Below are 23,831 nucleotides of genomic sequence, written 5' to 3' on the forward strand. Positions count from 1 at the left end.
GTATGGGTTAGCGGTAAGCTTATTAATGATGAATAATGTTATTACGCTAAGTAGCCCAGATTTTGCAGGATAGGCGTTAGCTTTGTTTTAATTTCCGTTTTGTCCACCAGTCTTTTCAGGTAAACAATGGTGGCATTTACCGTGTAATGTTGAAACTGAGAACGAAAGTTTTCGCCGGTGACAATAATATCCACCCGCATGGAAGTGGCGCTGGAAATATCGCAATGGGAAAGGTCCGCTTCCACGCCAAGATCTTTTAATGCCGATTCGATACTCATTTCACAGGCAAAACTGCTGCCCAGACCGGCCCCGCATACTGCCAAAATGGATAATTTTTTCATAGAATATTCCTTAATTGATCATATGGAGATGTCGCGCTGCCGAGACCAAATGGGGATCAAGCTGTCTTTTCCCGCTTAATGCCTTATTCAGCTCACAGCTAACGGCCTGTCCGTTCAAAATGCCTATCAACATTCCGTGCCCGCCGGCTAGAATGACGTCTGCTGCTTTCTGGCCTAGGGCTATTGCCAATAAACGATCTTTCACCGAGGGTGAAGGAGCCCGCTGGCAAAATCCCAAAACCGTATGACGAATTTTAAACCCTATGTTTTCTTCAATTATTTTGCCAATCTTTATCGACACGCCCTGTGTTCCCGCCAGAAAGGCATTTTCCATCGGATAACCTTCGGCACAGACCACCAATGCATAACCCTGGGGCGCCGCCAGGCACTGTCTGATTCTGTTGCACAGACCGCCCATATCCTGCGGATATTCAGGCAGCAATACCGCATGGGCGCCCCCCGCCAGGGCGCTGCCCAGGGCGATATGGCCGGCATCGGCGCCAAAGACCTCCAACAAAAACACCCGTCCTTCCATGTTCCGGGCGGTATTGTGCAATTGATCCAACGCGTTGGTCGCCACCGCCAGCGCGCTGTCAAAGCCGATGGTAAATTCAGTACCGGCGATATCATTATCAATGGACATGGGGAGCACCACCGTGGGTAAACCCTCCCGGTCCAGCAATAACGCCGCCTGCGACGAACCTCCCCCGCCAAACACCAGCAAGGTTTGCACGTCCAGAGACCGCAGGCGGCTTCGGATGGCATGGCGGCCCGCCGGGGTCCAGGGCGAACGGCTGCGTGCGCTGCGCAACAGGTTTTTGCCGGAAGACACCGATGAACCCATCTCCGCAAACGATAACGCAAAAGGAGATTGTTCAATAATACCGTCATAACCACCGTGGAATGCTAATATATCTAATTCCTCCCGCTGAGCGATTTGCGCGATGGCCGAATTAATACCCGCTGCATCGCCGCCGCTGGCGATAATGGCTATTCTTTTCATTTTTTCACTTATCAGAACTGACCGATAATATCTAGCACCTGCTGTTTATCAATCGCTAATTTAAGATTTTTCACCGCCTCTTCATCGCAAAAAAATTGTGAAAGACTCGCAATCATTTCAATATGTGAATTGCTGTCTACCGCCGAGAGTCCAAAAATAATATATACCGGATCATTGTCTTCGCTGCCGAAGTTCACGCCTTCTTTGACTAAAACCAAAGATAATGCGGTTTTGATTACTCCCTCCTCCGGCCGCGCATGGGGCATGGCAATTCCCTCGCCCAATACATAGTAAGGCCCAATTTGTTCATGCATGGCATAGATAGCCTGCAGATATCTGCTTTCCACAGCCTGTTGCGCTATTAATGACTGCACAGCCAATTCCACCGCGCTTTGCCAGTTATTAACCTGGTTAACTAAGGTGATATTGGCGTCATTAATCCAGTCCGTTAACATAAGAAACCTCATTAAGATATAAAACGTTTTTATAAGTATGGATTCGATAAATAAATAAAACTGTGATCCATCCATACCTATTTACTATTAACTAAAATCAATGACGATGCAATATAATTATAGAAACGCGTTAGATATCCGCAGTTATCTCATGGGAATAACCAGTGAAAATTATTATAAATAAAAAATTGCTATTCTTTTTTTTTGCCGTTTTGTAATAACTCCTTAAGCCGGTTTATTAATATCGACGGGTGACTCGAAGACCTGAGCGATCCAGTTATTCAATGCATTTATATCAACAAACTGATTTTGCCGTGCCAGATATACGGGGCCGAAAGCCATAGGCTCCGCGCGGTTTGCCAGCGCAATCAATTCAGGGACATATTCTTTCCCAGGGTGTCCGGGTAATCGCTGATCAAGGCGGGCGAGATAGCGTTCCGCAGCCAATTCCCCTGAAATATCGCACCAGACTTCGGCCAGACGGGTTACATCCGCCTGTAACAGGTAATTCCTGAGCACTTCTTTTGGTTGAAAACCAAACCAGGCATCAATAATAAAGGTACTTCCCGGGGGCGCGTCGGCGACGATAGACCAGATGGCCTGATAGCTTGCTCTGCCCAATACCCGGTTAAAGGCGCGATCCACACCGTCGATAAGCTGAAGGAAAGGATTCTTTATGCCGTCAAGAGATAAGTGCAACCAGCCGGTACGTTTAGAGAGCTCAACGGCGACAGTGCTTTTGCCGGACGCGGGAATTCCGTTGACCAGCACAACGCGTTTGCCGTTTCCCGCGACAGGGCGCCCATCTTCCGACGGCCTTGCGTCAGCAAAATGAGTTTTACCCGGTTCGTCGTGAGAAGCTGCTCTGGTATCAGCCATGGTGTACCTGTCCCGCCAATGCGCCTTGGTTAAGTTTGTCCGCACGATAATACTGCCGGATAACAGCCTGGATTTCATTCAGGCGAGGCACCGCCAGCGTCTCCAGTTTGCCTTTCGTCAATGCGCTGTCCAGGGAAATGCAGTCCTTCCAAAGTGAACGTCCGGCAATCACCCCCGAAGCGCCGTTGCTCATGGCGTCGGCCACCTGTTTCAAAAACGTGGCGTGATCGACGCCGGCGGAAAGCACGGCCCAGGGAACATCGCCGGCGATGCGGGTAATCTCGGCACAGGCCTGCGGCGAGCCGGGATAGGGCAGCTTCAATACCTTGGCGCCGCATTCCAGGGCAATCTTCGCGCCGCCTTTAATAAGCTCCGGGAATTTGGCTTTATACTCTTCGTCGCTTTCACCCTCAAGCTGATAGGTAAGATACTCAACCACCAGCAATATATCTTCCTTGGCGAAATCTTCCACGCACTGACGCAGTATAGCGATATTGTGACGGTTCGCCTCGTCATGATCGGAACGCAGGTATACCATTATCTTGCCGCCGGTGCCCCCCAGCTCGCGCACATGCCGGGCGTTCACATTGGGTACCAGCCGGGAAAGGCGGTAACCCTCAGGGGAAGTATCCCAGCCTGAGGCGTCCAGGCCAATCAACAGGGCTGTATTGCGGGAAATCACGCCGTCGTCAACCAACTGCGGTACCGCGCAGACCGGATCCACCAGTACGCAGGAGGCATTGCTGGCCAAATAACGGGTGATATCGGCCTTAATCGCTCCCAACTGCTTTTCGGAAATTTTCGACTGCAGTTCCGGGTCGCTGGTGAGCAGGCTGCGCATAGCGCCGCGCTGGTCGCAGGCGATGACCATCATTGCGCCGTTATTGCCGCAGATTTGCTGATAGCCTCGTAACTCTGAAGTAGACATCTTTGACATTTATTACTCCTGGGCGTGAAATTTGTTGCATATTCACAAACGTTAATGCGACTGGCCGCGGCGTCATCCGACGTGCAAGAACAGGGTCAAACGCGCTCCGCAGGCCGGTTCATAAGGGGTTTACGCCAATGCTGGTCGTTGCAATTTCACTGGCATTGAGCAATAATTCCCCTATGTCAAAAACAGTGTAATACATTGCAGAAAGGAATTTCAAGCTGAAAGAACCAATTTTGCAAGATGTGACGGCAACGCGCGCCATGATGCATATGGTGGCGAAGCTGCACTATGAGTCAGATATGTCCCAGGTGGACATAGCCCGGAAGCTGGGTTTATCAACCGCGACCATTTCACGTTTGCTTAACAAAGCGCGCGCGGCGGGAATTATCAGGATTGAGGTCATTGAATTGACGTCGCCGGAAAATATGACTGACGAATTGATCCAGCGCCTTGGATTGAAGACGGCGTCGGTGGTGGAAACCCCGCCCAGCAATATTTTAAGCTCGCTGGCGACGCCTTTGTCCTCCCTCCTGCAGCAGGCGAAACTGGGCAGCGGTTCGGTGGTAGGCATTGGTTGGGGCCGGGCGATAAGGGAGGTGACCGTGGCGGGGTTGCCCCGCATACCGGGGATATTGACCGTCGCGCTGAACGGCGGTATGCAGCAGGCCGCGCCCCATTTCCAGATCAATGAGTTCGTCCGTCTGGCCGCGCAGCACATGGAGGGCACCCCCTATTTTCTGCATGCGCCTTATATCTCTTCCGCTGAACTGCGCGATGCTTTTCTCAGCGACCACAGCGTTCAGGGTATTATTTCGCTGTGGGACCGGCTGGATGTCGCTATTGTCGGCGTCGGCTTGACCCATGCCCCCAAACCCAGCGAGTCCACCGCCGCCACTCTTGATGAGCAAGCGCTCAGCCAGGCCGCCGGCGATGTGCTGCGCCACTATGTGACCGAGTCGGGGGGGATCCTGCATTGGGAAGGGGAGGAGCGGATGATTGCCGCGTCGCCGGAGCAGCTGCGCCGCACGCCGCTGACCATCGGCGTCGCCGCCACGCCGGAGAAAGCTGCCGGGATTATCGGCGCCGTGCGATCCGGCATGATCAATTCTCTGGTGACCGATGTGAATACCGCCCAGGCAATACTGGATCGGTTAACCGCACAGGAAGGGGCGGAGCCGGCAAAAAAACCGGCATAAAAACGCCCTTCGCCTGGTTTGCGATGGCTAGTCCGTGAGGGTATAGGGCAACGGCTGAATGGCCAGCGCCCCGGTGGTATCCTCTTTCACCCGCAGATGACTGTCCGGCGCCAAATCGTTGTTTAAAACCGCCTGCACCCAGACCGTGCCGTCCTCCAGTTGGCAGGCGGCCAGCACCGTGCCGGTGCGGCGCCAGTTTTCCCCGAGCTGCAGTTCCAGGTCGTCGCCGACGGCCGGGACGTGGCCGGCTTTACCGGCAAGCCAGTAAAGGGCGCGTTTATTGGCGCCGCGGTATTTGGCGCGGGCCACCATTTCCTGACCGGCGTAGCAGCCCTTATCGAAACTGATGCCGCCCAGCGCCTGGAGATTGACCGCCTGGGGAATAAACTGCGTGCTGTTGGCGCTGTCTATCACCGCCAATCCCGCTTCGATATTCAGCGCCAGCCACTGTTGGCTGTCGTTGAACTGCGCCTGGCCCGCCAGCTTGTCCAGCAAACGCTGCAGCACCGTCTCGGTGGTCACCAGCAAAAAACGCTCAGCCGGCAGGCTGAAATGCAAAAGCGTGGTTTCCCCTTCCTGCACCACCGCATGCTGCGGGTCGGGCAGGTTGTCGAATATGCCGCTCAGGGCCGCCCGCGCCTGGAAACCGGCAACGCCTAACAACAGGATGCCGTCGTCGGCGGCGATGGTGACTTTGGAGAATACCGCATATTTTTTCAGTTCCGCCAGCTGCGCGTCCCGCACGCTGCGGCGTTCAATATACGCCATGCCTTCATTGCGGTGAAAGATCCGCAAATCGCTCCACATTTTGCCTTTTGCGTCGCAATGCGCCCCCAGAATATGCTGATCGGCAGCCATGGCGGCGACGTCGGTGGTCACTTGACCCTGCAGATATTTCTCGGTATCCGGGCCGGTAAGCGTTACCAGCGCCCAATCTTCCAGCGAAATCAGGGTTAAGGGCAAGTGGCTGGACGGCGTCGGCAGCCGTGGGGGAAAAGGAACGTTAAGCGACATATGACACTCCTGTGCTGTGAGGCAAAATATAGGTCAATGGTAAAATAGCCTCAGGGCTTTGCAAGCGGTTATTTCGCCGGATTTTTGCCTATCCGTGCGATATGCATCGGGAAAAATTAGCAGAACGTGTCGGAATGTATCGTTTTATGTAATGCGCAATAGCAAAACAGGTTAAACTAGCTGCCGAAATGTCAGCATGGGAGGTATAAAGTCCATATGGATATTGATAATAGAGCCCGCATCCACTGGGCCTGCCGCCGGGGCATGCGTGAACTGGATATCTCGATAATGCCGTTTTTTGAATACGATTTCGACACCCTGAGCGACGAGGACAAAGGTTTGTTCGTGCGTCTGTTGGAATGCGACGACCCGGATCTTTTCAACTGGCTGATGAATCATGGCGAGCCCCAGGATAGCGGATTGAAAAAAATGATTAACCTGATACAAACACGAAATAAAGCCCGTGGCCCTCTGGCGCTGTGATGTAAGGGTGTCGTGGCGCACGCAAATCTTCTCCCTGGTGATTCACGGGATATTGACGCTATTGATTCTGTTATCCCCCTGGCCCGAGAATTACGGTCTGGTTTGGGTCACGCTTATTACGCTTGTGGTCTTCGAGTGCATTCGCAGTCAGAGAAATATCATGGCCTGTCGGGGGGAACTCGTGCTGCAAAGCGGCCTGCACCTGCGCTGGCATAATAAAGACTGGTTAATCAGGGGAACGCCCTGGATGCTGAAAAGCGGCATCCTGATCTCGTTACGCCAGGTGGGGGGAAGGCGCACACGCAAACTCTGGCTGGCGGCGGACAGCATGGACCAGCGCGAATGGCGCAGCCTGCGCCAGGCTTTGCTGCATGCCGCCTCGGTGCAACAGCGGCACGATCGTTAATTTCTTATAGCAGGGCGGCCATTTCGTTTAGAATTTGCTCGCACCATTGCTGCAGACGGCTGTCGCTCAGATCGTACTGGTTCACCTCGTCCAAGGCCAGACCGACAAAATGCCGTCCGTCGGGGCTCAGGGCTTTCGGACTGGTGAATTCGTAGCCTTTGATCGGCCAATAGCCGATAAACCGCGCGCCGGTGGGCGTCAGGACGTCGTGCAGATAGCCCAGCGCGTCCAAAAACCATTCGCCGTAGCCCAATTGATCGCCCATACCGTATAAGGCGATGATTTTACCGGACAGATCCAGCCCGGACAGCTGCGGCCAGACCGCATCCCAATCCTCCTGGATTTCGCCGAAATCCCAGGTGGGGATGCCTAGGATCAATACCGGATAATCTTCCATGCGCTGTGGCGGCACATCTTTGATATTATGCAGCTCCACCAGGTCCGCACCGAGAATATCGCGAATTTTTTCCGCGGCCATTTCGGTGTAGCAGGTACTGGAGCCATAAAACAAACCGACTTTCATCTTTAGCCATACTCTTCATGACAACCTGATAACAACAAGTGTACCAGATTTACCTTCGTATCAGGCATAATGTAGCCTGTCGTAAACCAGCAGGGGCCTAGATGCAACAGCAAAATAACCCATGGATCGAACAGTTCCTTGATGCCCTTTGGCTGGAGCGCAACCTGGCGGAGAATACCCTGTCGGCCTACCGCCTCGATTTGCAGCAGCTTGACGATTGGCTGGTCCGGCAGCAAAGCTCCCTTTTGAGCGCCGGGGCACCGGATTTGCAATCCTATCTCGCCGCCCGCCTGGCGGAAGGCTACAAAGCGGCCAGCTCAGCGCGGCTGCTCAGCGCCATGCGGCGTTTTTTCCAGTATCTGTATCGGGAAAAAGTGCGCGACGACGATCCCAGCGCCCTGTTGGCGGCCCCCAAGCTGCCCCAGCGCTTGCCCAAGGATCTCAGCGAGGCGCAGGTGTCGGCATTGCTTAACGCGCCGGTGCTGGAACAGCCCATAGAGATACGGGACAAAGCCATGCTGGAAGTGCTGTACGCCACCGGCCTTCGGGTTTCCGAACTGGTGGGGCTGACCATGAGCGATATCAGCCTGCGCCAGGGCGTGGTGCGGGTGGTGGGCAAAGGAGATAAAGAACGGTTGGTGCCGCTGGGAGAAGAAGCGGTACACTGGGTGGAGTATTATCTGGAACATGCCCGTCCCTGGCTGATGAATGAACACAGCTCGGATATCCTGTTTCCCAGCAATCGCAGCCAGAAAATGACCCGGCAGACGTTCTGGCATCGCATCAAACATTATGCGATTCTGGCGGGTATCGACAGCGCGCGGCTCTCGCCCCATGTCCTGCGGCATGCGTTCGCCACTCACCTGCTGAATCATGGCGCGGACCTGCGCGTGGTACAGCTGTTGCTGGGGCATAGCGATCTCTCCACCACCCAGATTTACACCCATGTGGCCACCGAGCGCTTGAAACTGATACACCAGCAGCATCATCCCCGGGGGTGAGCCGGTATAGGTTCAACCGGCCGGCATGATCACGGCCGTGATACCTCCCAATGCCGATAGAGGGATGTATCCAAGGGCCGCCTGCTAACGGACTTTACAAATACCATTAGGACAGATAATCAAAGGACTTAACAATGAAAAAAAGGCTGCTATTGCTCTCTTTCGTGGCGCTGGCCACCGCCCGCCTGGCTTATGCCGACGACGCCGCGATCACGCACGCCCTTGACCGCCTGGGCGTGCATCGCGCCGAAATCCAGCCCTCGCCGGTGGCGGGCCTGAAAACCGTGCTTACGGAAAGCGGCGTGCTCTATGTCTCCGATGACGGTAGGCACGTCATACAGGGCCCGATGTACGATGTCGGCAGCAGCCAGCCGGTGAATGTCACCAATCAATTATTGAACAAACGATTAAACGCCATGCAGGACGAGATGATCGTTTACCAGGCGCCTGTGCAAAAACACGTCATCACCGTCTTTACCGATGTCACCTGCGGGTACTGCCACAAGCTCCATGAACAGATAAAAGACTACAACGCGCTGGGCATTACCATCCGCTACCTGGCTTTTCCGCGCCAGGGCCTGAATTCCCAATCGGAGAAAGACATGGTTTCGGTCTGGTGCAGCGCCGACCCCAAAACGGCCTTTGATAAAGCCATGAAAGGCGATGCGGTGCCTCCGGCCACCTGTAAGACCGATCTCAGCCGGCATTACCAGCTTGGCGTCCAGTACGGCATCCAGGGCACGCCGGCCATCCTGCTGGAAAGCGGGGTCATGGTCCCGGGCTATCAAAGCCCGAAAGAGATGGCGGCGATGCTCGATCAGCAATCGCCAAACGGCGCGACGGGCGGCTGATAACGTGACGGACATGAAAACGGTATTACGGCGTCGCCCGGCGGCGGCCGACGACGGGTTGCTTGACGTGGATCTTCCCCCCCTGCTAAGGCGCCTTTACGCGCTGCGGGGCATCAAGACCGGCGACGACCTCGAGCGCGGCGTCCGGGGTTTGCTGGCCTATCAGCAGTTGGACGGCATCGAACTTGCCGTGGATATGCTGGTGGGCGCGCTGGCGGATAACCGCCGATTAATGGTGGTGGGGGATTTTGACGCCGACGGCGCCACCAGCACCGCCGTCATGGTGCTCGCGCTGCGCCAGATGGGCGGGGAACATATCGATTACCTGGTGCCCAATCGTTTCGAGGACGGTTACGGCCTGAGCCCCGAAGTGGTGGAACAGGCCATGGCGCGCGGCGCGCAAATCATCGTGACGGTGGATAACGGCATTTCCTCCCATTCGGGCGTCGAGCTGGCGCACCGGCACGGCATCCCGGTGCTGATTACCGATCATCACCTGCCCGGCGAGACCTTGCCCGACGCCGATGCCATCGTGAACCCCAATTTGAACGGCTGCGCCTTTCCCTCCAAATCCCTGGCGGGAGTCGGCGTGTCTTTTTACCTGATGCTGGCGCTGCGCGCCCGGCTGCACGAAAGCGGCTGGTTCGGGCAAAAAAACCTGCCGGCGCCCAAGCTGGCTGAGCTTCTGGATCTGGTGGCTCTCGGCACGGTGGCCGATGTGGTGCCCCTTGACCGCAATAATCGCATCCTGGTGCATCAGGGCATCAGCCGGATCCGCGCCGGCCGCTGCCGGCCGGGTATTCGTGCCCTGGCGGAAATCGCCAATCGCGACACTGCCCGGCTCTGCGCCGCCGATCTCGGTTTTGCCCTGGGGCCGCGCCTGAACGCCGCCGGCCGCCTGGACGATATGTCGGTGGGGGTTGAACTGCTGTTGACCGAGGATCTGTCCCAGGCCCGCATGCTGGCCGGTGAGCTGGATTCATTGAATCAAACCCGGCGCGAGATCGAGCAGGGCATGGAAACGGAAGCCCTGGCGCTGTGCGGCGAGATGGAGCGCAGCCAAACGGCACTCCCCTACGGTTTGGCGATTTATCACGCCGAATGGCACCAGGGCGTGGTGGGAATACTGGCTTCCCGCATCAAGGAACGCTTCCATCGCCCGGTTATCGCCTTCGCCCCGGCGGGGGAGGGCCTGTTGAAAGGATCCGGCCGATCGGTGGCCGGTTTGCATTTACGCGATCTGCTGGAAAGACTGGATACGCTCTATCCCGGCATGATCCTGAAATTCGGCGGGCACGCCATGGCCGCCGGGCTCTCCCTGGAGCAGGTCCAATACGAACCCTTCCGGCAGCGTTTCGCCGAACTGGTGAACGAGTGGCTGGATCCGGCGCAGCTGGACGGCGTGGTCTGGTCCGATGGCGAACTGTCAGGCGCCGAACTGAACCTGCCCACCGCCGAACTCCTGCGCGACGGCGGCCCCTGGGGGCAAGCCTTTCCCGAACCGCTGTTCGACGGCAGATTCCGTGTGCTGCAACAGCGGCTGGTGGGTGAAAAACACCTAAAGCTCATGGTTGAACCCCTGACCGGCGGGCCGCTGCTGGACGGCATCGCGTTTAATATCGATAACCGGATTTGGCCCGACAACAGCGTCCGCACCGTTGAGATGGCCTATAAGCTGGATGTGAACGAATATCGCGGTAATCGAACGGTTCAATTATTAATCCAGCATCTCTGGCCGCTCTAAGCCTAAGACGCTACAAACATTGGCGCGGATCCGCTAGAATAGCCGGTTAATACGCACTCTATCTCTTTACGAGCAAATGACACTCATGTTTGAAATCAATCCGGTAAAAAACCGCATCCAGGACCTGTCTGAACGGACGGAAGTTCTCAGGGGGTATCTTTGACTACGATCTCAAGAAGGAACGTCTCGAAGAGGTCATAGCCGAGCTGGAACAGCCCGGCGTCTGGAACGAACCCGAACGCGCGCAGGCGCTGGGCAAGGAACGCTCCTCGCTGGAAGCCATTGTTGAAACCATCGATCAGATGACCCGCGGACTGGACGATGTCTCCGGCCTGCTGGAACTGGCGGTGGAAGAAGACGACGAAGAAACCCTTAACGACACCGTGGCCGAGCTGGACCAGTTGGAAGCCAAGCTGGGCCAGCTGGAATTCCGCCGCATGTTCTCCGGCGAATACGACAGCTCCGATTGCTACCTGGATATCCAATCCGGTTCCGGCGGCACCGAGGCGCAGGACTGGGCCAGCATGCTGATGCGCATGTACCTGCGCTGGGCGGAAGCCCGCGGCTTCAAGACCGAAATCATCGAACAGTCCGACGGCGAAGTCGCCGGCATCAAATCAGTGACCATCAAGATCATGGGCGAATACGCCTTCGGCTGGCTGCGCACCGAAACCGGCGTGCACCGTCTGGTGCGCAAAAGCCCGTTTGATTCCGGCGGACGCCGCCACACCTCCTTCAGCTCGGCGTTTGTCTATCCGGAAGTGGACGACGATATCGATATCGAAATCAACCCGGCGGATTTACGCATCGACGTATACCGTGCCTCCGGGGCCGGGGGCCAGCACGTTAACCGTACCGAATCCGCGGTGCGCATTACCCATCTCCCCACCAATATCGTGACCCAGTGCCAGAACGACCGTTCGCAGCACAAGAACAAAGAACAGGCCATGAAGCAGCTCAAAGCCAAGCTGTATGAGTATGAGCTGCAAAAGAAAAACGCGGAAAAACAAGCGCTGGAAGACACCAAGTCAGACATAGGCTGGGGCAGCCAGATCCGCTCTTACGTCCTGGACGATTCCCGTATCAAGGACCTGCGTACCGGCGTGGAAACACGCAACACGCAGGCGGTGCTGGATGGCGATCTGGATAAATTTATTGAAGCAAGTCTTAAAGCCGGGTTATGAGGAACCAAGATGTCTGAATCACAATCACAGGAAGGTGCCCCCCAGGCGCTGGATTTAAATAACGAATTGACCGCCCGCCGCGAAAAGCTGGCGCAGCTGCGCGAGTCGGGTAATGCGTTCCCGAACGATTTTCGGCGCGACACCACCTCCGACAAGCTCCATGCCGCCTATGACGGTAAGTCCGCCGAAGAGCTTGAGGCCCTGGGGGTGGAAGTCAGCGTCGCCGGCCGCATGATGACCCGTCGTATCATGGGCAAAGCCTCGTTCGCCAATCTCCAGGACGTGGGCGGCAATATCCAGCTTTATGTCGCCCGCGACGAGCTGGCGGAAGGCGTTTACAACGAACAGTTCAAAAAATGGGATCTGGGGGATATTCTCGGCGCCCGTGGCCGGGTTTTCAAAACCCGCACCGGCGAATTATCGATCCATTGCACCGAGATTCGTCTGCTGACCAAAGCCATGCGCCCGCTGCCGGATAAATTCCACGGCCTGGCCGATCAGGAAACCCGCTACCGCCAGCGTTATCTGGATCTTATCGCCAACGGCGAATCCCGCCACACTTTCAAAGTGCGCTCGCAGATCATGGTGGAAATCCGCCGCTTTATGGTGGACAACGGCTTTATGGAAGTGGAAACCCCGATGATGCAAAGCATCCCCGGAGGCGCCGCCGCCCGTCCGTTTATTACCCACCACAATGCGCTGGATATCGATATGTATCTGCGCATCGCGCCGGAGCTCTATCTGAAACGCCTGGTAGTGGGCGGCTTTGAACGGGTGTTTGAAATCAACCGCAATTTCCGTAACGAAGGTATTTCGCCGCGCCATAACCCCGAGTTCACCATGATGGAACTCTATATGGCCTACGCGGATTACCGGGATTTGATCGTGTTGACCGAAGACTTGTTCCGTACCCTGACGCAGCGGGTCTTGGGCAGCAGCAAAGTGGAATATGGCGATCATACCTTTGATTTCGGCCAGCCCTTCGTCAAGATGACCATGCGGGAAGCCATTTGCCATTATCGGCCGGAAACGAACCCCGCCGATTTGGACGACATGGCCAAGGCCAGCGCCATCGCCGAATCCTTAGGCATCCATGTGGAAAAAAGCTGGGGCCTGGGCCGGGTGCAAACCGAGATATTTGAAGAGACCGCGGAAAGCCACCTGATCCAGCCGACCTTCATTACCCAATACCCGGCGGAAGTGTCGCCGCTGGCGCGCCGCAACGATGAAAACCCGTTCTTCACCGACCGGTTTGAATTCTTTATCGGCGGCCGTGAAATCGGCAACGGCTTCTCCGAGCTGAACGACGCCGAAGATCAGGCGCAGCGCTTTGCCGATCAGGTCCGCGCCAAGGACGCCGGCGACGACGAAGCCATGTTTTATGACGAAGACTACGTCACGGCCCTGGAGCACGGCTTGCCGCCCACCGCCGGCCTGGGCATCGGCATCGACCGGATGATCATGCTGTTCACCAACAGCCATACCATCCGCGACGTGATCCTGTTCCCGGCGCTACGCCCGCAGAAGTAAGGCGGTTGCCCCATCCGGTCAGGATGGGGTTCCCGGCAGGAGCGTATTGGCAATCCCAAAGGGCCGTCTAAAAAATCGCCGGCCCTTTTGTTTGGCGATAATCGTTTAAAACTCACGCAGTTAGTCGCCGGACCGCTTGTCAGCCGCCGACATAAGGTTATAATGCTCTGCGCGTTTCTCCCCGCGGGTGTAGTTCAATGGTAGAACGAGAGCTTCCCAAGCTCTATACGAGGGTTCGATTCCCTTCACCCGCTCCAAATTCTCCTGCTATTCCAGCATCCATAAGCTAAAAGATCAGCTTTTCTATATGGATAAATTCCTTATTACAGCTTTTTGAGTCCCACAACAGTTTCGATCATTATCGACTGTATTCGATACGGCTAATCGCTCAAAACATGGATTTCAATTTTACTGTAACGGCTATCGCATAAGCAGTGGAAAGTCTGATATCTGATTGCATGTAATTGAAAAATTGGGTTATAGTCACCTTGCTACGGCTCAATCCGTAGTCGGGGTTAGCAGCCTGGAACACTACTGGCGATATTGCATGCAAAACGCATGCTCTTGGTCGACGCTTTGGCACACCATAATGAACGCAGTTTAAAATTGTGTTTATCTATGTCTATGGTGGCTCAGGTGAGGCAGCCCTCGGGCTGGCCGGTTTCCAGTAGTGCCGGTACTGCTAACCTCGTCTGGGCTACCACCCATGGGATTAGCAGCTCTGGTGGTAGTTTTCATCATAAACTACTGTGAAGCGATTCTATGCCTAAGATACGTTCTTTACCTTCCCCTCCGATTAATCAATTACGGGGGAAAGCATAATGTTTGATAACACACATCTCACCATTGAAGAAGTTGTCGACCATTGTCGCGCCCTGACTCATGCCATTAGTGAAATTCAACATCCGGTGTACAGAGAATTGCTGCTATTTATACTCTTTGAACGACTGGAGTTACTTAACCTTACGCTGGAAATGGAAATTCAGGAGGAGTGATTTCTGGATTAACTATTGACGGTTTAAGATAATGCCTTATCTGAATAAACTAATTTTATTTGATATGTTATGAAATAATTCTATTAAGGCGTTTTTAAAACGAAGTCACCATAAAAATAGAATCATGGGGGGGTAATATCTATTTTAGAACTTCCCCTTTTTAGTTGCTATATACAAGGAAAATTTGATCGCTTAAATATAGAGTTGGATATTTAATGAACAACAGTAAGCTATTATTAATGACCATCACAATTAAAATCAAATGTCAATGTCCGTTTTGTTTGGTGTTTGAAATCCCGAAAAGTACATACTGTAGACATGCAAATCGAGTAGTCATCACCCTGTATATTTTAATTTATTAATGATTATGCATAGGAAAAAATCATCTACCTGCGGGTTGCATGTGTCGTCAGGCAGGTTAATTTTTATGGAGGTAGTGAAGAATAATGAAAAAAGACTGGCACCCGGCAGACATCATAGCGGCCCTTCGTAAAGAGGGTACCACTCTCGCGGCCGTATCTCGTAAGGCGGGCCTCAGTTCAAGCACATTGGCAAACGCCTTGGTTCGTCCTTGGCCTAAAGGCGAATTTATTATCGCTGATGCGCTCAGTGTTCATCCGGCTGAAATCTGGCCAAGCCGATATTATGATGCGAACTTTAATTTAATTGATCGATATATGTTAATAAGGAAGAGTTGGAACCGTGTTTAATTTTATTATGCAACTACGATGCTTTAATCAAAATGCCGCATGGGTATAGGATGGATTTGGACGTGTCCTAATTAGGCGCCTATTTACCATAAACTTATGACGCTGGTATTATGTCACTCATAGGATGATGCTTGTATAAATATTAAATTATTTCTTCTGCAATTTTATCATTTTATTTCCGCAATGCAATCGACGAGGCGATTCAGTATTTCAAAACACCACTATTTTAAAATACTGAATCATTTTTTATAATTGGCATTCACTGCTATTATTTTACTTTAACATGAAATGGTATTTCACTTTTTCAACACTCCAATAAGCCACTCCTGCAATCAGCAGTGAATTGATGGATGGTATCCCAATGCTATTAACTGTTCCGGCGAGACTACCTGTTATGCACGCGAGAATTGCCGCCCATCCGATTAGTGGAGTGTCTGTATCTTCGGGTGACGTATTGTTCTGTCTGAGAATAGCGAATCTTTTGGTATTCTGCTTTACCATAAAATAGCCCACAACCATTACGCTGACTATTGGCGGGAAAACAATGCCAAGCAGCATAAGAAAATCGGCAAACCGCTCGAGTATCCCCAGTAAAGAAAGCATCGTGCCCATTAACCCAATAATGATAGTAATGGTCGTGTAGTTGGCTTTTTTCCCGGTCAGAACTGAAAAGGTGTTTGCAATCCCTAGAGATGAGGAATAAAGATTCAGGTCATTAACCCTTAGCGTGGAGAACACTACCGCCAGTAGCCCAATGCCCCCCGTAGCCTCAGCCATAATTGTAACCACATCTTCTGTATTCAAAACTCTGGACAGAATAATGGCCAAGCCATTAATCAGGTACTCACCTGCAAGAATCGTAAACAATGTCATTGACAATACATGGGTAGACTTTTTCGCATACCTTGTAATATCTGGGGTCATAAGTGCTGCGACAATACAACTTCCCATAATTATGGTTATTGCGTCGGGGACAGATAAGATTTCACCCTGTGGCGGAGATCCCGCTGCGGTCATCAGACACTGATGCGAGAGTATATGGAAGGAGATGAAAGTGATAACCGTAATAAAAAGCGGAACCGCTATGCTGGCTGTGATTTTAAGCGCCTTAATGCCGAATGCCACCAGAAATGTCAGAAATATCCCTGATACGGCAGCCGACAGGCCAAATCCCGGGACACCGTTCAGCGCGTGGTTGATACCTCTGGCAAACACTGCATTTTGCACCCCGAACCACCCTAACAAACTGACAGCAATCACTATACTGACCAGTACCGACCCGATACGCCCGAAGCCGCACCAGCGTGCAAGCACTGTACCTGGCAATCCCTCTTTCATACCCGCATAACCCAGGGCAAATGTCAGCGCGCCAAATATCAGACTTGCAATGGTAATAGCAATAAAAGCATCGGCCATAGTCATTGAATGGCCTAGGAGGGCACCAAGCATAAACTGATCGAGTGCGGTTAACATCCCTGCATGAACCAGCGCGATACCCAAAAACGATAAACGGCATTCAGGTGGCACCCGGCCGATAATATACTTTTCAAAGTTATTCATAAAAAAAGTAAACCATTTTTTAGAATTGAAGATGGTATATAACTGTCCATCCTGTTGTTAATATAAAGTTCACGCAATTGTTTTATATTAAAAATTGATTTTTTTTGAAATACTGAATATAACCGACATTTCACCGCGCATGAAGAAATATTTAGTATGTAGGAGATCTCCTTTCTGGTATATCCATGTATAATTAACCAGATAACCTCATGCTCTCTCTCAGTTATTTCTCCTGTAGCATAGGGTATAGTTTTACAGTTATTTTTTTTAAATATATTCAAAGTTGGATTAACTATAGAGGCGGGTTTTGCGTTCCAGATAATCCCGATACAGTTACCATCACTTTCATAAATGGGTATTTTATCACTGATAAAGGGGGTAGGCTTTGAACAACCATTCCAGTGATGTACTTCCAAAACGCTGACACTGCCTTTTTTATTCATGGTAATCTGGTCGTGCTTTATTAGCTCATCATGTAACTCATGCCACTCAGCGGGGAACTCAATATCCAGTTTTCCTTCAATTGGGAAATTATCTGGCGTGTTAGTGTACTTTCTCGCGGGTGGATTCATATAAACGTGTCGTGATTCTGCATCCTTTATACCCCAAGGTTCATCGAGTTTCTCAATTAATGTGATAGCATTGCTATATCCATTTTCAAACCTCATAAAAATCCTTTTATTAGCGAAAAACCTTAAATAAATAGTGCCTCGAAAATTTATGTGCAAAGCCGCCAAGATTTCCATACTCCGAATAGCCAAGATTTTTATAAAACCCTGAAGCCTGAAAACTTAAGGTATCCACATACGCGAAGTGACAGCCCCTCATTCTCGCTTCTTCTTCAGCTGTTGTCATTAGTGTGCGTCCATAGCCTTTCCTCCGAGACATTTCCCCTATCCACAAATATTGTATCTCAAGCCCGCCCCACCAAGTTCTTGCAATGATTCCCCCTTGTAAATTACCAGTCGGATCTTTTAAAACTATCCTGAGCGGATGGATGTGAACCGGCGAGAATTGATGGTTATATCCCCACAAGCCATCAAGTATCTGCTTTTCTTCGCCCTCATCCGGTACATCGCTTAGTATTAATTCCATGGTAATACCTTCATAAAACATTATTGCTACTAATAATTATTCTTTGTCAAAAGACAATAAGCTTCAGTCTCATTAGAGTGTAACAAACAGATGTCCGTTAAAATTTAAACAAGATTGAAACACGAAGGTTTTGGGGTTACACAATAATGAAAATTTTGAACTAAACAACACTAGCCGCAGGTATGCGCTCCCTCAATTTGCCGCGGCAGTTCATGAATATAAAACTTATTTTGCCAACGTCTATGCTTATCGGCACTTCATCCGGCCGCCTTCAAAAGCGCGGCTTCCAGCTCCCGGTCGAGGTAGCGCCCGATTTCGGTGACCCGCTCGTCTCCAAGCTGGCCGAAGAGCGTGGAGGGTTTGTCATATTCGAAAACGGCCTCCCCGCCGTCGGTTTCAAACAGCGCGACGCGGAGCGGCGCATAGAGCGCCGCGCCCAGATTGTGCCGCGTCATCGTCGAGGCGGTGATGGGATTGCCAATCTCATATTGGACGGCGTTGCGCTTATGACCGGTTATCGCCAGCAGATCGCCGTGGTCGCGCTCGATAAACATGAAAAGCTTGGGCCCGTGGTCTACATATTGCTTGATACCCTCCCGATCGCCGCTGCTCAGCATGACCTGGATATTCGCGTCGAGTATGGGAAGGTCGGCCTCGATGGCGGCTCGCACCTGTGGAAAGGGGCGCTTTGAGGTTATTCTGACGTGTTCTATGGTAATGGGTTTGGAGGTGGTCGTCGCGGTGGTCATGATGGGGTGCCTTTTGAAAATGAGAGAAATGGACGCGGGGTCATACTGGTGTCGCGCCGCTGCTTGATTGGGCAAGACTCAAAGGAACAGGTCTTCTCCGACGTCATTACCGAGCAGCGCTCCGAGCTGGCCGGACAGCGAAAGTACCGGGCCCAGAGGGCTCATGGTAATGGATACGCGGTGGACGCCGCCTTGCGCGTTGCGCTCGATGACGGCCACGCCGGTTAACGGCATTCCGTTGGTAAGCTCGGCTTCATATTGCAGAAAGCTGCGTGACCCGACGGTTTCGAGAAAAATCGGCGTTTGCGATTTGTACAGCGTGGCGACGGTTTCGATGAGCTTTTTGATGTTTTCGCGACCGTAAACAGGCCGGCGCAGGGCTGTACCTGTCATTTCGGCGTCAGATGTCAGGTCATCCAGGAACGGGTGGCGCTGATGCGCTTCATGGGCCATTTTTTTCTCCAGTCTGCTGGTACGGGTTCAGGTGTCGGGAAGCCGATTTCGTCGGCGCATAGTCAAATGCTATCGCGGCTCCAGTGGCGCGAACCACGCGCTGGCAAAACCATCGCGGGTGGTATAATGGATGCGATGATTATAATATAGCGATCGTTATTCTATGGTGCAATGCTTACCGTGGTATATTTGGAGAATGAGGAATGAGATATCCGCCGGATCAGAAGGCTAAGGCCAAGGAGGCCATCCTACAGGCGGGAGCGCAGGCTCTCAGGACGAACGGTTTCAACGGGATCGGCGTCGACGGTCTGGCGGCGGCGGCCGGCGTCACGTCGGGGGCTTTCTATTCAAATTTCCCGAACAAGCAGGCGCTGCTGGAGGGCGTCATCGAATCTTGCCTGGGCAAGTCCTTTATCGATTCGGATACCGGCAGCGTCGCCGAGCGGCGGGATCTTCTCCGGCAATGGCTAACCGAGTACATCAGCGCCAGTCATCGGGAGAATCCGGCATCGGGCTGCGTCATGCCGACCTTGAGCGCCGATGTCGCCCGTGCCGCCCCGGCGGTCCGGGAGGCATACCGGCTCAGGATGGCGGAACTGATCCGCAAAGTGTCGGCTGTTCTTGACGGTAACGAAGCGGATCGCGAACGGCGCGCATGGAGCATCGTCTCGATGATGGTTGGCGCGATTAGCATCTCGCGAGCCATGCCCGATGGCGAGGAGGCCAACCGCGCCATCCACCATGCCCTTGAGACCGCCGTCTCGCTTATAGGCTAAGAGCATGCCGCCCTGAGCGGGCCGGAGAGCCCGGCGTTTCGCTCCGCTGGCAGGCGTTGCGCCGCTATGAAACATTCACTTTAGGCGGCATAAACTCGGTCAGCTTTCGCTTTTGTTTACCGCTTTCGTTTAGGTTATCCGGGCTTAGCCAAAGCTGCATGGCTTGACGAATCCCGGACCATTCATTATCGATAATAGAGTACCAGCGGACGTCGCGACTGTGTCCTTTGGAAACTTGCATTTGTCTGAAAATGCCCTCGTATTGAAATCCCAGCCGCTCCGCGGCATTGATTGCTGATTGATGAAGGCTGTCGCACTTCCACGCGCAGCGCCGGTATTGCAGGGTGTCGAGGACGTATGACAGTAAAAGGAATATTGCTTCAGTGCTGTAAATGGTACGTTTCATCATCGGCGACCAGTTAATCCAACCAATCTCTATAGCGCCATTATTCGGGTCGATACGTTGCAAGGCCAAGAAACCGATGGCTTTTTTCGAGGAATGACTGATAACTGCATAAAAAAGAGGGTCTTTACTGGCGGCTAGAGATGCAATGTAATGATCACATTGCTTGATAGTGATGGGTCTATTGATGTGAAAGTAGGTCCAGTCTCGGTCGTCGTCAATGCTGTGCCAAGCGTTAAATAAATCCTGGCTGTGTTTGATATCAATAGGTTCAAGTTGGCAATAGTTTCCTTTTAGAGCAATTTTTTGTGGGTTAGCCCGCGGCTGCCAATTGGGTAGGGGACTCCCTAAGCCTTGGCCATATTGATTAAATACTGTCGTCATAAATTCTACCTGCGTTATAGAATTAAAAAAATTACAACGGCTTATTCTACCCAGTCTGCTTTCAATGTGTAGCCGCTCCTGAGATATTGACGCCAGATAGAGAATTTTAACGGCCTGTGATCGGTGATATCGGTAAGCAAGGGACAGACTCACTTTGTCTGCAAGCAAGGGCTCAGGCTTTCAGTACGAGCGTATTCAACGGGGTTGGCGTCGCCTGTATCTTTGATGCCAACCGACGTGAAAGCCGGTAATAATGAGATATCAGAGATGTTAATTGGAAAATCCAAATATATTTCACCTTGAGCATCCTGGTACCTAAATCCTTCCATTAAACGACCGCCACAAAGCGCTACACTACAAATTAACCAATCTGATAGATCCGCTGCAATAGCTTGTCATGGGATTCTCTGTTCCACAGCGTCAAGGGTGCGCAACGAATAAACGAGCGCCGCGCCGGCGTTTACCGAAATCGCGACGCCTAGCGCCTCGGCGATTTCCTCGCGGGTCGCTCCCGCCTTTAACGCCGCATCGGTATGCGTGGTGATGCAACCATCGCAACGCAGCGTCACCGCGACGGCAAGCGCAATCAGTTCGCGCGTTTTGGCGCCAAGCAGATTTGCCTTATGCCCGGCGGAGCTTAGACCGACATATCCTTGTATTGTCCCGGGGCTCAGCTTACCAAACGCCGTGATTCCAGACTTAATTTGCGATAAATAGGCATTCCAATCGAGCATTGACATTGTCTTCTCCTGGTGGTGTTCGCAATACGCTGGCGGATTACTCGAAAGCCTTGCGGTTTCTTGCGACAAATTCGGCGACCGATTCCGGTTTATGGCCGGTAAGTTTCTCCACGATGTCATTGGTTCCCGCCATGTGGCCCGCGTTGTGTGCGAGAACAATGCCATGGAGATGCTGCGCGCCGAAGGGAAATTCGCCGCCGAAAACGTTTTGGATCCACTCTTCAGGTGTGATTTGCCGGTAGCGCACCTGTTTGCCGAGCGTATCAGCGACGATTTCGGCAATTTGCGGCGGCGTGAGCTCCACCGGTCCAAACAGAGGATAGGTTTTCCCTTGGTGTCCGTCCGGTTCAGCCAGGATGGCTGCGATGACCTGGCCCTGATCCCGTGCGGAAACGGGGGCAAAACGGCCTGTGGGTCCAAACGGAACGCCATACTCTCCATCACGGATTTTGCCTCGCGTGTAGAGAAGCCATTCGTTGAAAGCGGTTGGCCTTAAATGGGTGACAGGTATGCCGGACCACTGGAAAACCCTTTCCGCCAGCCAATGCTGGAGCGCTGACTCGCTTTCTGCGTCCTCGCGAGACGTTCTTTGCGATATGTTGACGATGTGTTCAATCTTTGCCTCCTGCGCCGCCTGGGCGAAATGGACTGTCGCTTGTACGATGCCCGGCCGGATCGGATAAACAAAGTATGCCCGCTGCACGCCTTTAAAGGCGCGCTGAAGGGATCGGAAATCCTGATAGTCGCCGAGGACAATGTCTGCCCCCAGCGCATTGATTTGTTGCGAGCGCTCATCTTCAGCGTGGACCAGGGCGCGAACGGGAAAGCCCTGCTCAAGCAGAATTTTTGCAGCCACGCCGCCGGTCGCGCCCGTGGCGCCGGCGATAAGGATGGTCGGTTTCATAATTCGTCGGCGCCTCCCGCGCTTATTAGTCTTGAAGCAGCATGCCGAGGGGGGCCAGCGGGCCGACCGACATGAACTCATACTGCGCGAAGCCGTTGGTCACCAGGGGCAGCGCTTCAATGGTCGCCTTGGCCTTTTCCACCGACTCGACGTTCATGAGGAAGATCACGCCGGGTTTATCGGTGCGATACCAGAACTGCTCAAGGGTGCCGTCTAGGTAGTGTTTAAGCGTGTCGGGCACTTCCTTCGACATGACTTGCTGACGTTGCTCCGGCGACATGGGTTTGATGATGGTTCCTATAGCGATAACTTTCATGATGGTATTCCTTATGCGGGGTGGGTTGTAAGAAGGTTTGAGTCTAGGCTGAGGGACTGAATAACAGAACAGTCGTAAACGACATTTTTACTGCGATTTACGCCATTTGGCAGCTAAGAAAGGAATCGTCTTTCGACAGTGACTCCGGTATAGTCGTAAACGACAACTTTAAGGTCTTTTACGCCATGAAAATTTTTATACTTGCCCTGGATGGGGTGTTTGATACCGGGCTGACCGTGCTGCTTGACGCGCTCAGGCTCGCACACAAATTTGCGGCCCAGCAAATGGGGGGAGCGCTGACTTTCGAGGTGTCTATCGTCGGCATGAGAAAGAAGATCAAGACCAGCCACGGGCTGGCGATACCCGTGCAGGGGATAATGCCGGACGTTAAGCCGGACTGGGTAATCGTTCCGGCGCTCAATACCGGCAGTCCGGAGACGCTGATTCCGGCGCTGGGACGGCGGGATGTACGCCAGGGAATGGAGCAGTTAAGGAAATGGCACGCCGAAGGCGCCCATATCGCGGCTTCCTGTATCGGGACGTTTTTGCTGGCGGAAGCCGGGCTTCTCGATGGGGGTGAGGCCACGACGACGTGGTGGCTCGCGCCGCTGTTTCGGCAGCGGTACCCGAATATTCTACTCGACGAAACCCGGATGCTCGTGCCGTGGAGCAGGATTGTTACCGCCGGGGCCGCCATGGGCCATCTGGATCTTGCCCTCTGGCTGGTACGCAAGTACAGCCCGGAGCTGGCGGCGGTGGTTTCCCGCTACCTGCTCGCCGACTTCCGTTCCTCACAGGCGCCCTATATCATTCCCAACCATCTGGCGCAGGCGGATCCGGTCATTCAGCGCTTTGAGCGGTGGGCGCGGGATCATCTCAAGGAAGGCTTTTCGCTGGCGGAGGCGGCAGGCGCGCTGGCCACCAGTCCCCGGACATTGCAGCGGCGCTGCCAGGCGGTGCTCGGTAAATCGCCGCTCTCCTACTTTCAGGACCTGCGTGTGGAGCGGGCAAGATCCCTTATCCAGGGGAGCAGTCTCGATCTGGATGCCATCGCGGCCGAAGTGGGCTATGTTGACGGAACCACGCTAGGCACGCTGCTGCGCGAACGCCTGGGACGCGGAGTGCGTGAGCTTCGCGCCGATCTGCGTTGATTCAGACGGCTGACAAACATACTCGGAATCGATCTGGCAGCCTGTCTCGAC

29 protein-coding genes and 1 tRNA gene are annotated in these 23,831 nt (G+C 53.3%); 14 read left to right on the forward strand and 16 right to left on the reverse strand.

Annotated elements, in window-relative coordinates:
• Positions 1-41 precede the first annotated feature (41 nt).
• From ACL2XJ_RS12280 to ACL2XJ_RS12300, 5 genes are all read right to left on the reverse strand, one after another.
• Positions 42-341: a PTS sugar transporter subunit IIB gene (locus ACL2XJ_RS12280; RefSeq protein WP_132923349.1), complete on the reverse strand. Its 300-nt coding sequence runs from the start codon at positions 339-341 to the stop codon at positions 42-44.
• Between the two features lie 10 nt (positions 342-351).
• Positions 352-1,344, reverse strand: a complete 993-nt coding sequence (locus ACL2XJ_RS12285) for a 6-phosphofructokinase (protein WP_413726623.1) — start codon at positions 1,342-1,344, stop codon at positions 352-354.
• A gap of 11 nt (positions 1,345-1,355) precedes the next feature.
• Positions 1,356-1,799, reverse strand: coding sequence for a PTS sugar transporter subunit IIA (locus tag ACL2XJ_RS12290; RefSeq protein WP_132923347.1), 444 nt, complete (start codon positions 1,797-1,799; stop codon positions 1,356-1,358).
• 225 nt (positions 1,800-2,024) lie between these two features.
• Positions 2,025-2,678, reverse strand: a complete 654-nt coding sequence (locus ACL2XJ_RS12295) for an AAA family ATPase (RefSeq protein WP_413726624.1) — start codon at positions 2,676-2,678, stop codon at positions 2,025-2,027.
• Positions 2,671-3,615 carry a tagatose-bisphosphate aldolase gene (locus ACL2XJ_RS12300; RefSeq protein WP_413726625.1) on the reverse strand — a complete coding sequence of 315 codons (945 nt, stop codon included), beginning with the start codon at positions 3,613-3,615 and terminating at the stop codon, positions 2,671-2,673. The genes ACL2XJ_RS12295 and ACL2XJ_RS12300 overlap by 8 nt, the downstream gene beginning before the upstream one ends.
• A gap of 239 nt (positions 3,616-3,854) precedes the next feature.
• On the opposite strand from ACL2XJ_RS12300, the gene ACL2XJ_RS12305 reads away from it, so the two are divergent.
• Complete coding sequence (locus ACL2XJ_RS12305) at positions 3,855-4,808, forward strand: sugar-binding transcriptional regulator (RefSeq protein ID WP_243701591.1); 954 nt, start codon at positions 3,855-3,857, stop codon at positions 4,806-4,808.
• Positions 4,809-4,835: 27 nt separating this feature from the next.
• Here ACL2XJ_RS12305 and ygfZ read toward each other — a convergent pair whose 3' ends face one another.
• The gene (ygfZ, locus tag ACL2XJ_RS12310) at positions 4,836-5,822 is read right to left on the reverse strand and encodes a tRNA-modifying protein YgfZ (RefSeq protein ID WP_413726626.1); all 987 of its coding nucleotides are present in this window, start codon (positions 5,820-5,822) and stop codon (positions 4,836-4,838) included.
• 216 nt (positions 5,823-6,038) lie between these two features.
• Between ygfZ and sdhE the strand changes: the two genes are divergently transcribed.
• Together sdhE and ACL2XJ_RS12320 are read left to right on the forward strand one after the other, a co-directional pair.
• Positions 6,039-6,305: an FAD assembly factor SdhE gene (gene sdhE / locus ACL2XJ_RS12315; protein WP_132923343.1), complete on the forward strand. Its 267-nt coding sequence runs from the start codon at positions 6,039-6,041 to the stop codon at positions 6,303-6,305.
• Positions 6,286-6,711 carry a protein YgfX gene (locus ACL2XJ_RS12320; protein ID WP_132923342.1) on the forward strand — a complete coding sequence of 142 codons (426 nt, stop codon included), beginning with the start codon at positions 6,286-6,288 and terminating at the stop codon, positions 6,709-6,711. The genes sdhE and ACL2XJ_RS12320 overlap by 20 nt, the downstream gene beginning before the upstream one ends.
• Before the next feature lie 4 nt (positions 6,712-6,715).
• On the opposite strand, the gene fldB is transcribed toward ACL2XJ_RS12320, so the two are convergent.
• Positions 6,716-7,234 (reverse strand): flavodoxin FldB, encoded by a 519-nt coding sequence (fldB, locus tag ACL2XJ_RS12325; protein WP_132923341.1) that lies wholly within the window; start codon positions 7,232-7,234, stop codon positions 6,716-6,718.
• A 101-nt stretch (positions 7,235-7,335) separates the two neighbouring features.
• Here fldB and xerD point away from each other — a divergent pair, with 101 nt between their 5' ends.
• The 9 genes from xerD to ACL2XJ_RS12370 all read left to right on the forward strand — a co-directional run bounded on the left by xerD (position 7,336) and on the right by ACL2XJ_RS12370 (position 15,249).
• Positions 7,336-8,235, forward strand: a complete 900-nt coding sequence (gene xerD, locus ACL2XJ_RS12330; protein ID WP_132923340.1) for a site-specific tyrosine recombinase XerD — start codon at positions 7,336-7,338, stop codon at positions 8,233-8,235.
• Positions 8,236-8,369: 134 nt separating this feature from the next.
• Positions 8,370-9,086, forward strand: coding sequence for a bifunctional protein-disulfide isomerase/oxidoreductase DsbC (dsbC, locus tag ACL2XJ_RS12335; RefSeq protein ID WP_413726628.1), 717 nt, complete (start codon positions 8,370-8,372; stop codon positions 9,084-9,086).
• 13 nt (positions 9,087-9,099) lie between these two features.
• Positions 9,100-10,830, forward strand: coding sequence for a single-stranded-DNA-specific exonuclease RecJ (recJ, locus tag ACL2XJ_RS12340; protein ID WP_413726629.1), 1,731 nt, complete (start codon positions 9,100-9,102; stop codon positions 10,828-10,830).
• Between the two features lie 85 nt (positions 10,831-10,915).
• Positions 10,916-12,014 (forward strand): peptide chain release factor 2 gene (prfB, locus tag ACL2XJ_RS12345; RefSeq protein WP_413726630.1). Its coding sequence is split into 2 segments (ribosomal slippage): positions 10,916-10,990 and positions 10,992-12,014, totalling 1,098 coding nucleotides; the frame shifts between segments, so codons are not numbered across the junction.
• 9 nt (positions 12,015-12,023) lie between these two features.
• The gene (gene lysS / locus ACL2XJ_RS12350; protein ID WP_413726631.1) at positions 12,024-13,544 is read left to right on the forward strand and encodes a lysine--tRNA ligase; all 1,521 of its coding nucleotides are present in this window, start codon (positions 12,024-12,026) and stop codon (positions 13,542-13,544) included.
• Positions 13,545-13,727: 183 nt separating this feature from the next.
• A tRNA-Gly gene (locus ACL2XJ_RS12355) sits at positions 13,728-13,801 on the forward strand.
• 301 nt (positions 13,802-14,102) lie between these two features.
• Positions 14,103-14,297, forward strand: coding sequence for an ash family protein (locus ACL2XJ_RS12360; RefSeq protein ID WP_203522744.1), 195 nt, complete (start codon positions 14,103-14,105; stop codon positions 14,295-14,297).
• Between the two features lie 68 nt (positions 14,298-14,365).
• On the forward strand, positions 14,366-14,539 hold the full coding sequence (locus ACL2XJ_RS12365) for a hypothetical protein (RefSeq protein ID WP_203522743.1): 174 nt from the start codon (positions 14,366-14,368) through the stop codon (positions 14,537-14,539).
• 446 nt (positions 14,540-14,985) lie between these two features.
• Positions 14,986-15,249, forward strand: coding sequence for a helix-turn-helix domain-containing protein (locus tag ACL2XJ_RS12370; protein ID WP_413726632.1), 264 nt, complete (start codon positions 14,986-14,988; stop codon positions 15,247-15,249).
• Between the two features lie 273 nt (positions 15,250-15,522).
• Here the strand turns inward: ACL2XJ_RS12370 and ACL2XJ_RS12375 are convergent, their stop codons facing one another.
• From ACL2XJ_RS12375 to ACL2XJ_RS12395, 5 genes are all read right to left on the reverse strand, one after another.
• Entirely contained in the window at positions 15,523-16,809 is a 1,287-nt protein-coding gene (locus tag ACL2XJ_RS12375; protein WP_413726633.1) for a cytosine permease, read from the reverse strand.
• Entirely contained in the window at positions 16,806-17,477 is a 672-nt protein-coding gene (locus ACL2XJ_RS12380) for a LuxR C-terminal-related transcriptional regulator (protein ID WP_413726634.1), read from the reverse strand. The genes ACL2XJ_RS12375 and ACL2XJ_RS12380 overlap by 4 nt, the downstream gene beginning before the upstream one ends.
• A gap of 13 nt (positions 17,478-17,490) precedes the next feature.
• Positions 17,491-17,904 (reverse strand): GNAT family N-acetyltransferase, encoded by a 414-nt coding sequence (locus ACL2XJ_RS12385; RefSeq protein ID WP_413726635.1) that lies wholly within the window; start codon positions 17,902-17,904, stop codon positions 17,491-17,493.
• A gap of 257 nt (positions 17,905-18,161) precedes the next feature.
• On the reverse strand, positions 18,162-18,653 hold the full coding sequence (locus ACL2XJ_RS12390; RefSeq protein WP_413726636.1) for a DUF302 domain-containing protein: 492 nt from the start codon (positions 18,651-18,653) through the stop codon (positions 18,162-18,164).
• Between the two features lie 78 nt (positions 18,654-18,731).
• On the reverse strand, positions 18,732-19,106 hold the full coding sequence (locus ACL2XJ_RS12395; RefSeq protein WP_413726637.1) for a hypothetical protein: 375 nt from the start codon (positions 19,104-19,106) through the stop codon (positions 18,732-18,734).
• Between the two features lie 203 nt (positions 19,107-19,309).
• Here ACL2XJ_RS12395 and ACL2XJ_RS12400 point away from each other — a divergent pair, with 203 nt between their 5' ends.
• Entirely contained in the window at positions 19,310-19,882 is a 573-nt protein-coding gene (locus tag ACL2XJ_RS12400; RefSeq protein WP_132923328.1) for a TetR/AcrR family transcriptional regulator, read from the forward strand.
• A 64-nt stretch (positions 19,883-19,946) separates the two neighbouring features.
• On the opposite strand, the gene ACL2XJ_RS12405 is transcribed toward ACL2XJ_RS12400, so the two are convergent.
• The 4 genes from ACL2XJ_RS12405 to ACL2XJ_RS12420 all read right to left on the reverse strand — a co-directional run bounded on the left by ACL2XJ_RS12405 (position 19,947) and on the right by ACL2XJ_RS12420 (position 22,629).
• A complete protein-coding gene (locus tag ACL2XJ_RS12405; protein ID WP_132923327.1) occupies positions 19,947-20,669 on the reverse strand; it encodes a GNAT family N-acetyltransferase in 723 nt (240 codons plus the stop codon).
• 395 nt (positions 20,670-21,064) lie between these two features.
• The gene (locus ACL2XJ_RS12410; protein ID WP_132927873.1) at positions 21,065-21,403 is read right to left on the reverse strand and encodes a carboxymuconolactone decarboxylase family protein; all 339 of its coding nucleotides are present in this window, start codon (positions 21,401-21,403) and stop codon (positions 21,065-21,067) included.
• A gap of 43 nt (positions 21,404-21,446) precedes the next feature.
• Positions 21,447-22,313, reverse strand: a complete 867-nt coding sequence (locus ACL2XJ_RS12415) for an NmrA family NAD(P)-binding protein (protein WP_413726638.1) — start codon at positions 22,311-22,313, stop codon at positions 21,447-21,449.
• A gap of 25 nt (positions 22,314-22,338) precedes the next feature.
• On the reverse strand, positions 22,339-22,629 hold the full coding sequence (locus ACL2XJ_RS12420; RefSeq protein WP_132923325.1) for a hypothetical protein: 291 nt from the start codon (positions 22,627-22,629) through the stop codon (positions 22,339-22,341).
• Between the two features lie 185 nt (positions 22,630-22,814).
• Here ACL2XJ_RS12420 and ACL2XJ_RS12425 point away from each other — a divergent pair, with 185 nt between their 5' ends.
• Positions 22,815-23,780 carry a GlxA family transcriptional regulator gene (locus ACL2XJ_RS12425; RefSeq protein WP_413726639.1) on the forward strand — a complete coding sequence of 322 codons (966 nt, stop codon included), beginning with the start codon at positions 22,815-22,817 and terminating at the stop codon, positions 23,778-23,780.
• The last annotated feature ends 51 nt before the right edge of the window (positions 23,781-23,831 follow it).

Source organism: Sodalis sp. RH16, from assembly GCF_047324245.1.
GTDB classification, from domain to species: domain Bacteria; phylum Pseudomonadota; class Gammaproteobacteria; order Enterobacterales; family Enterobacteriaceae; genus Acerihabitans; species Acerihabitans ligni.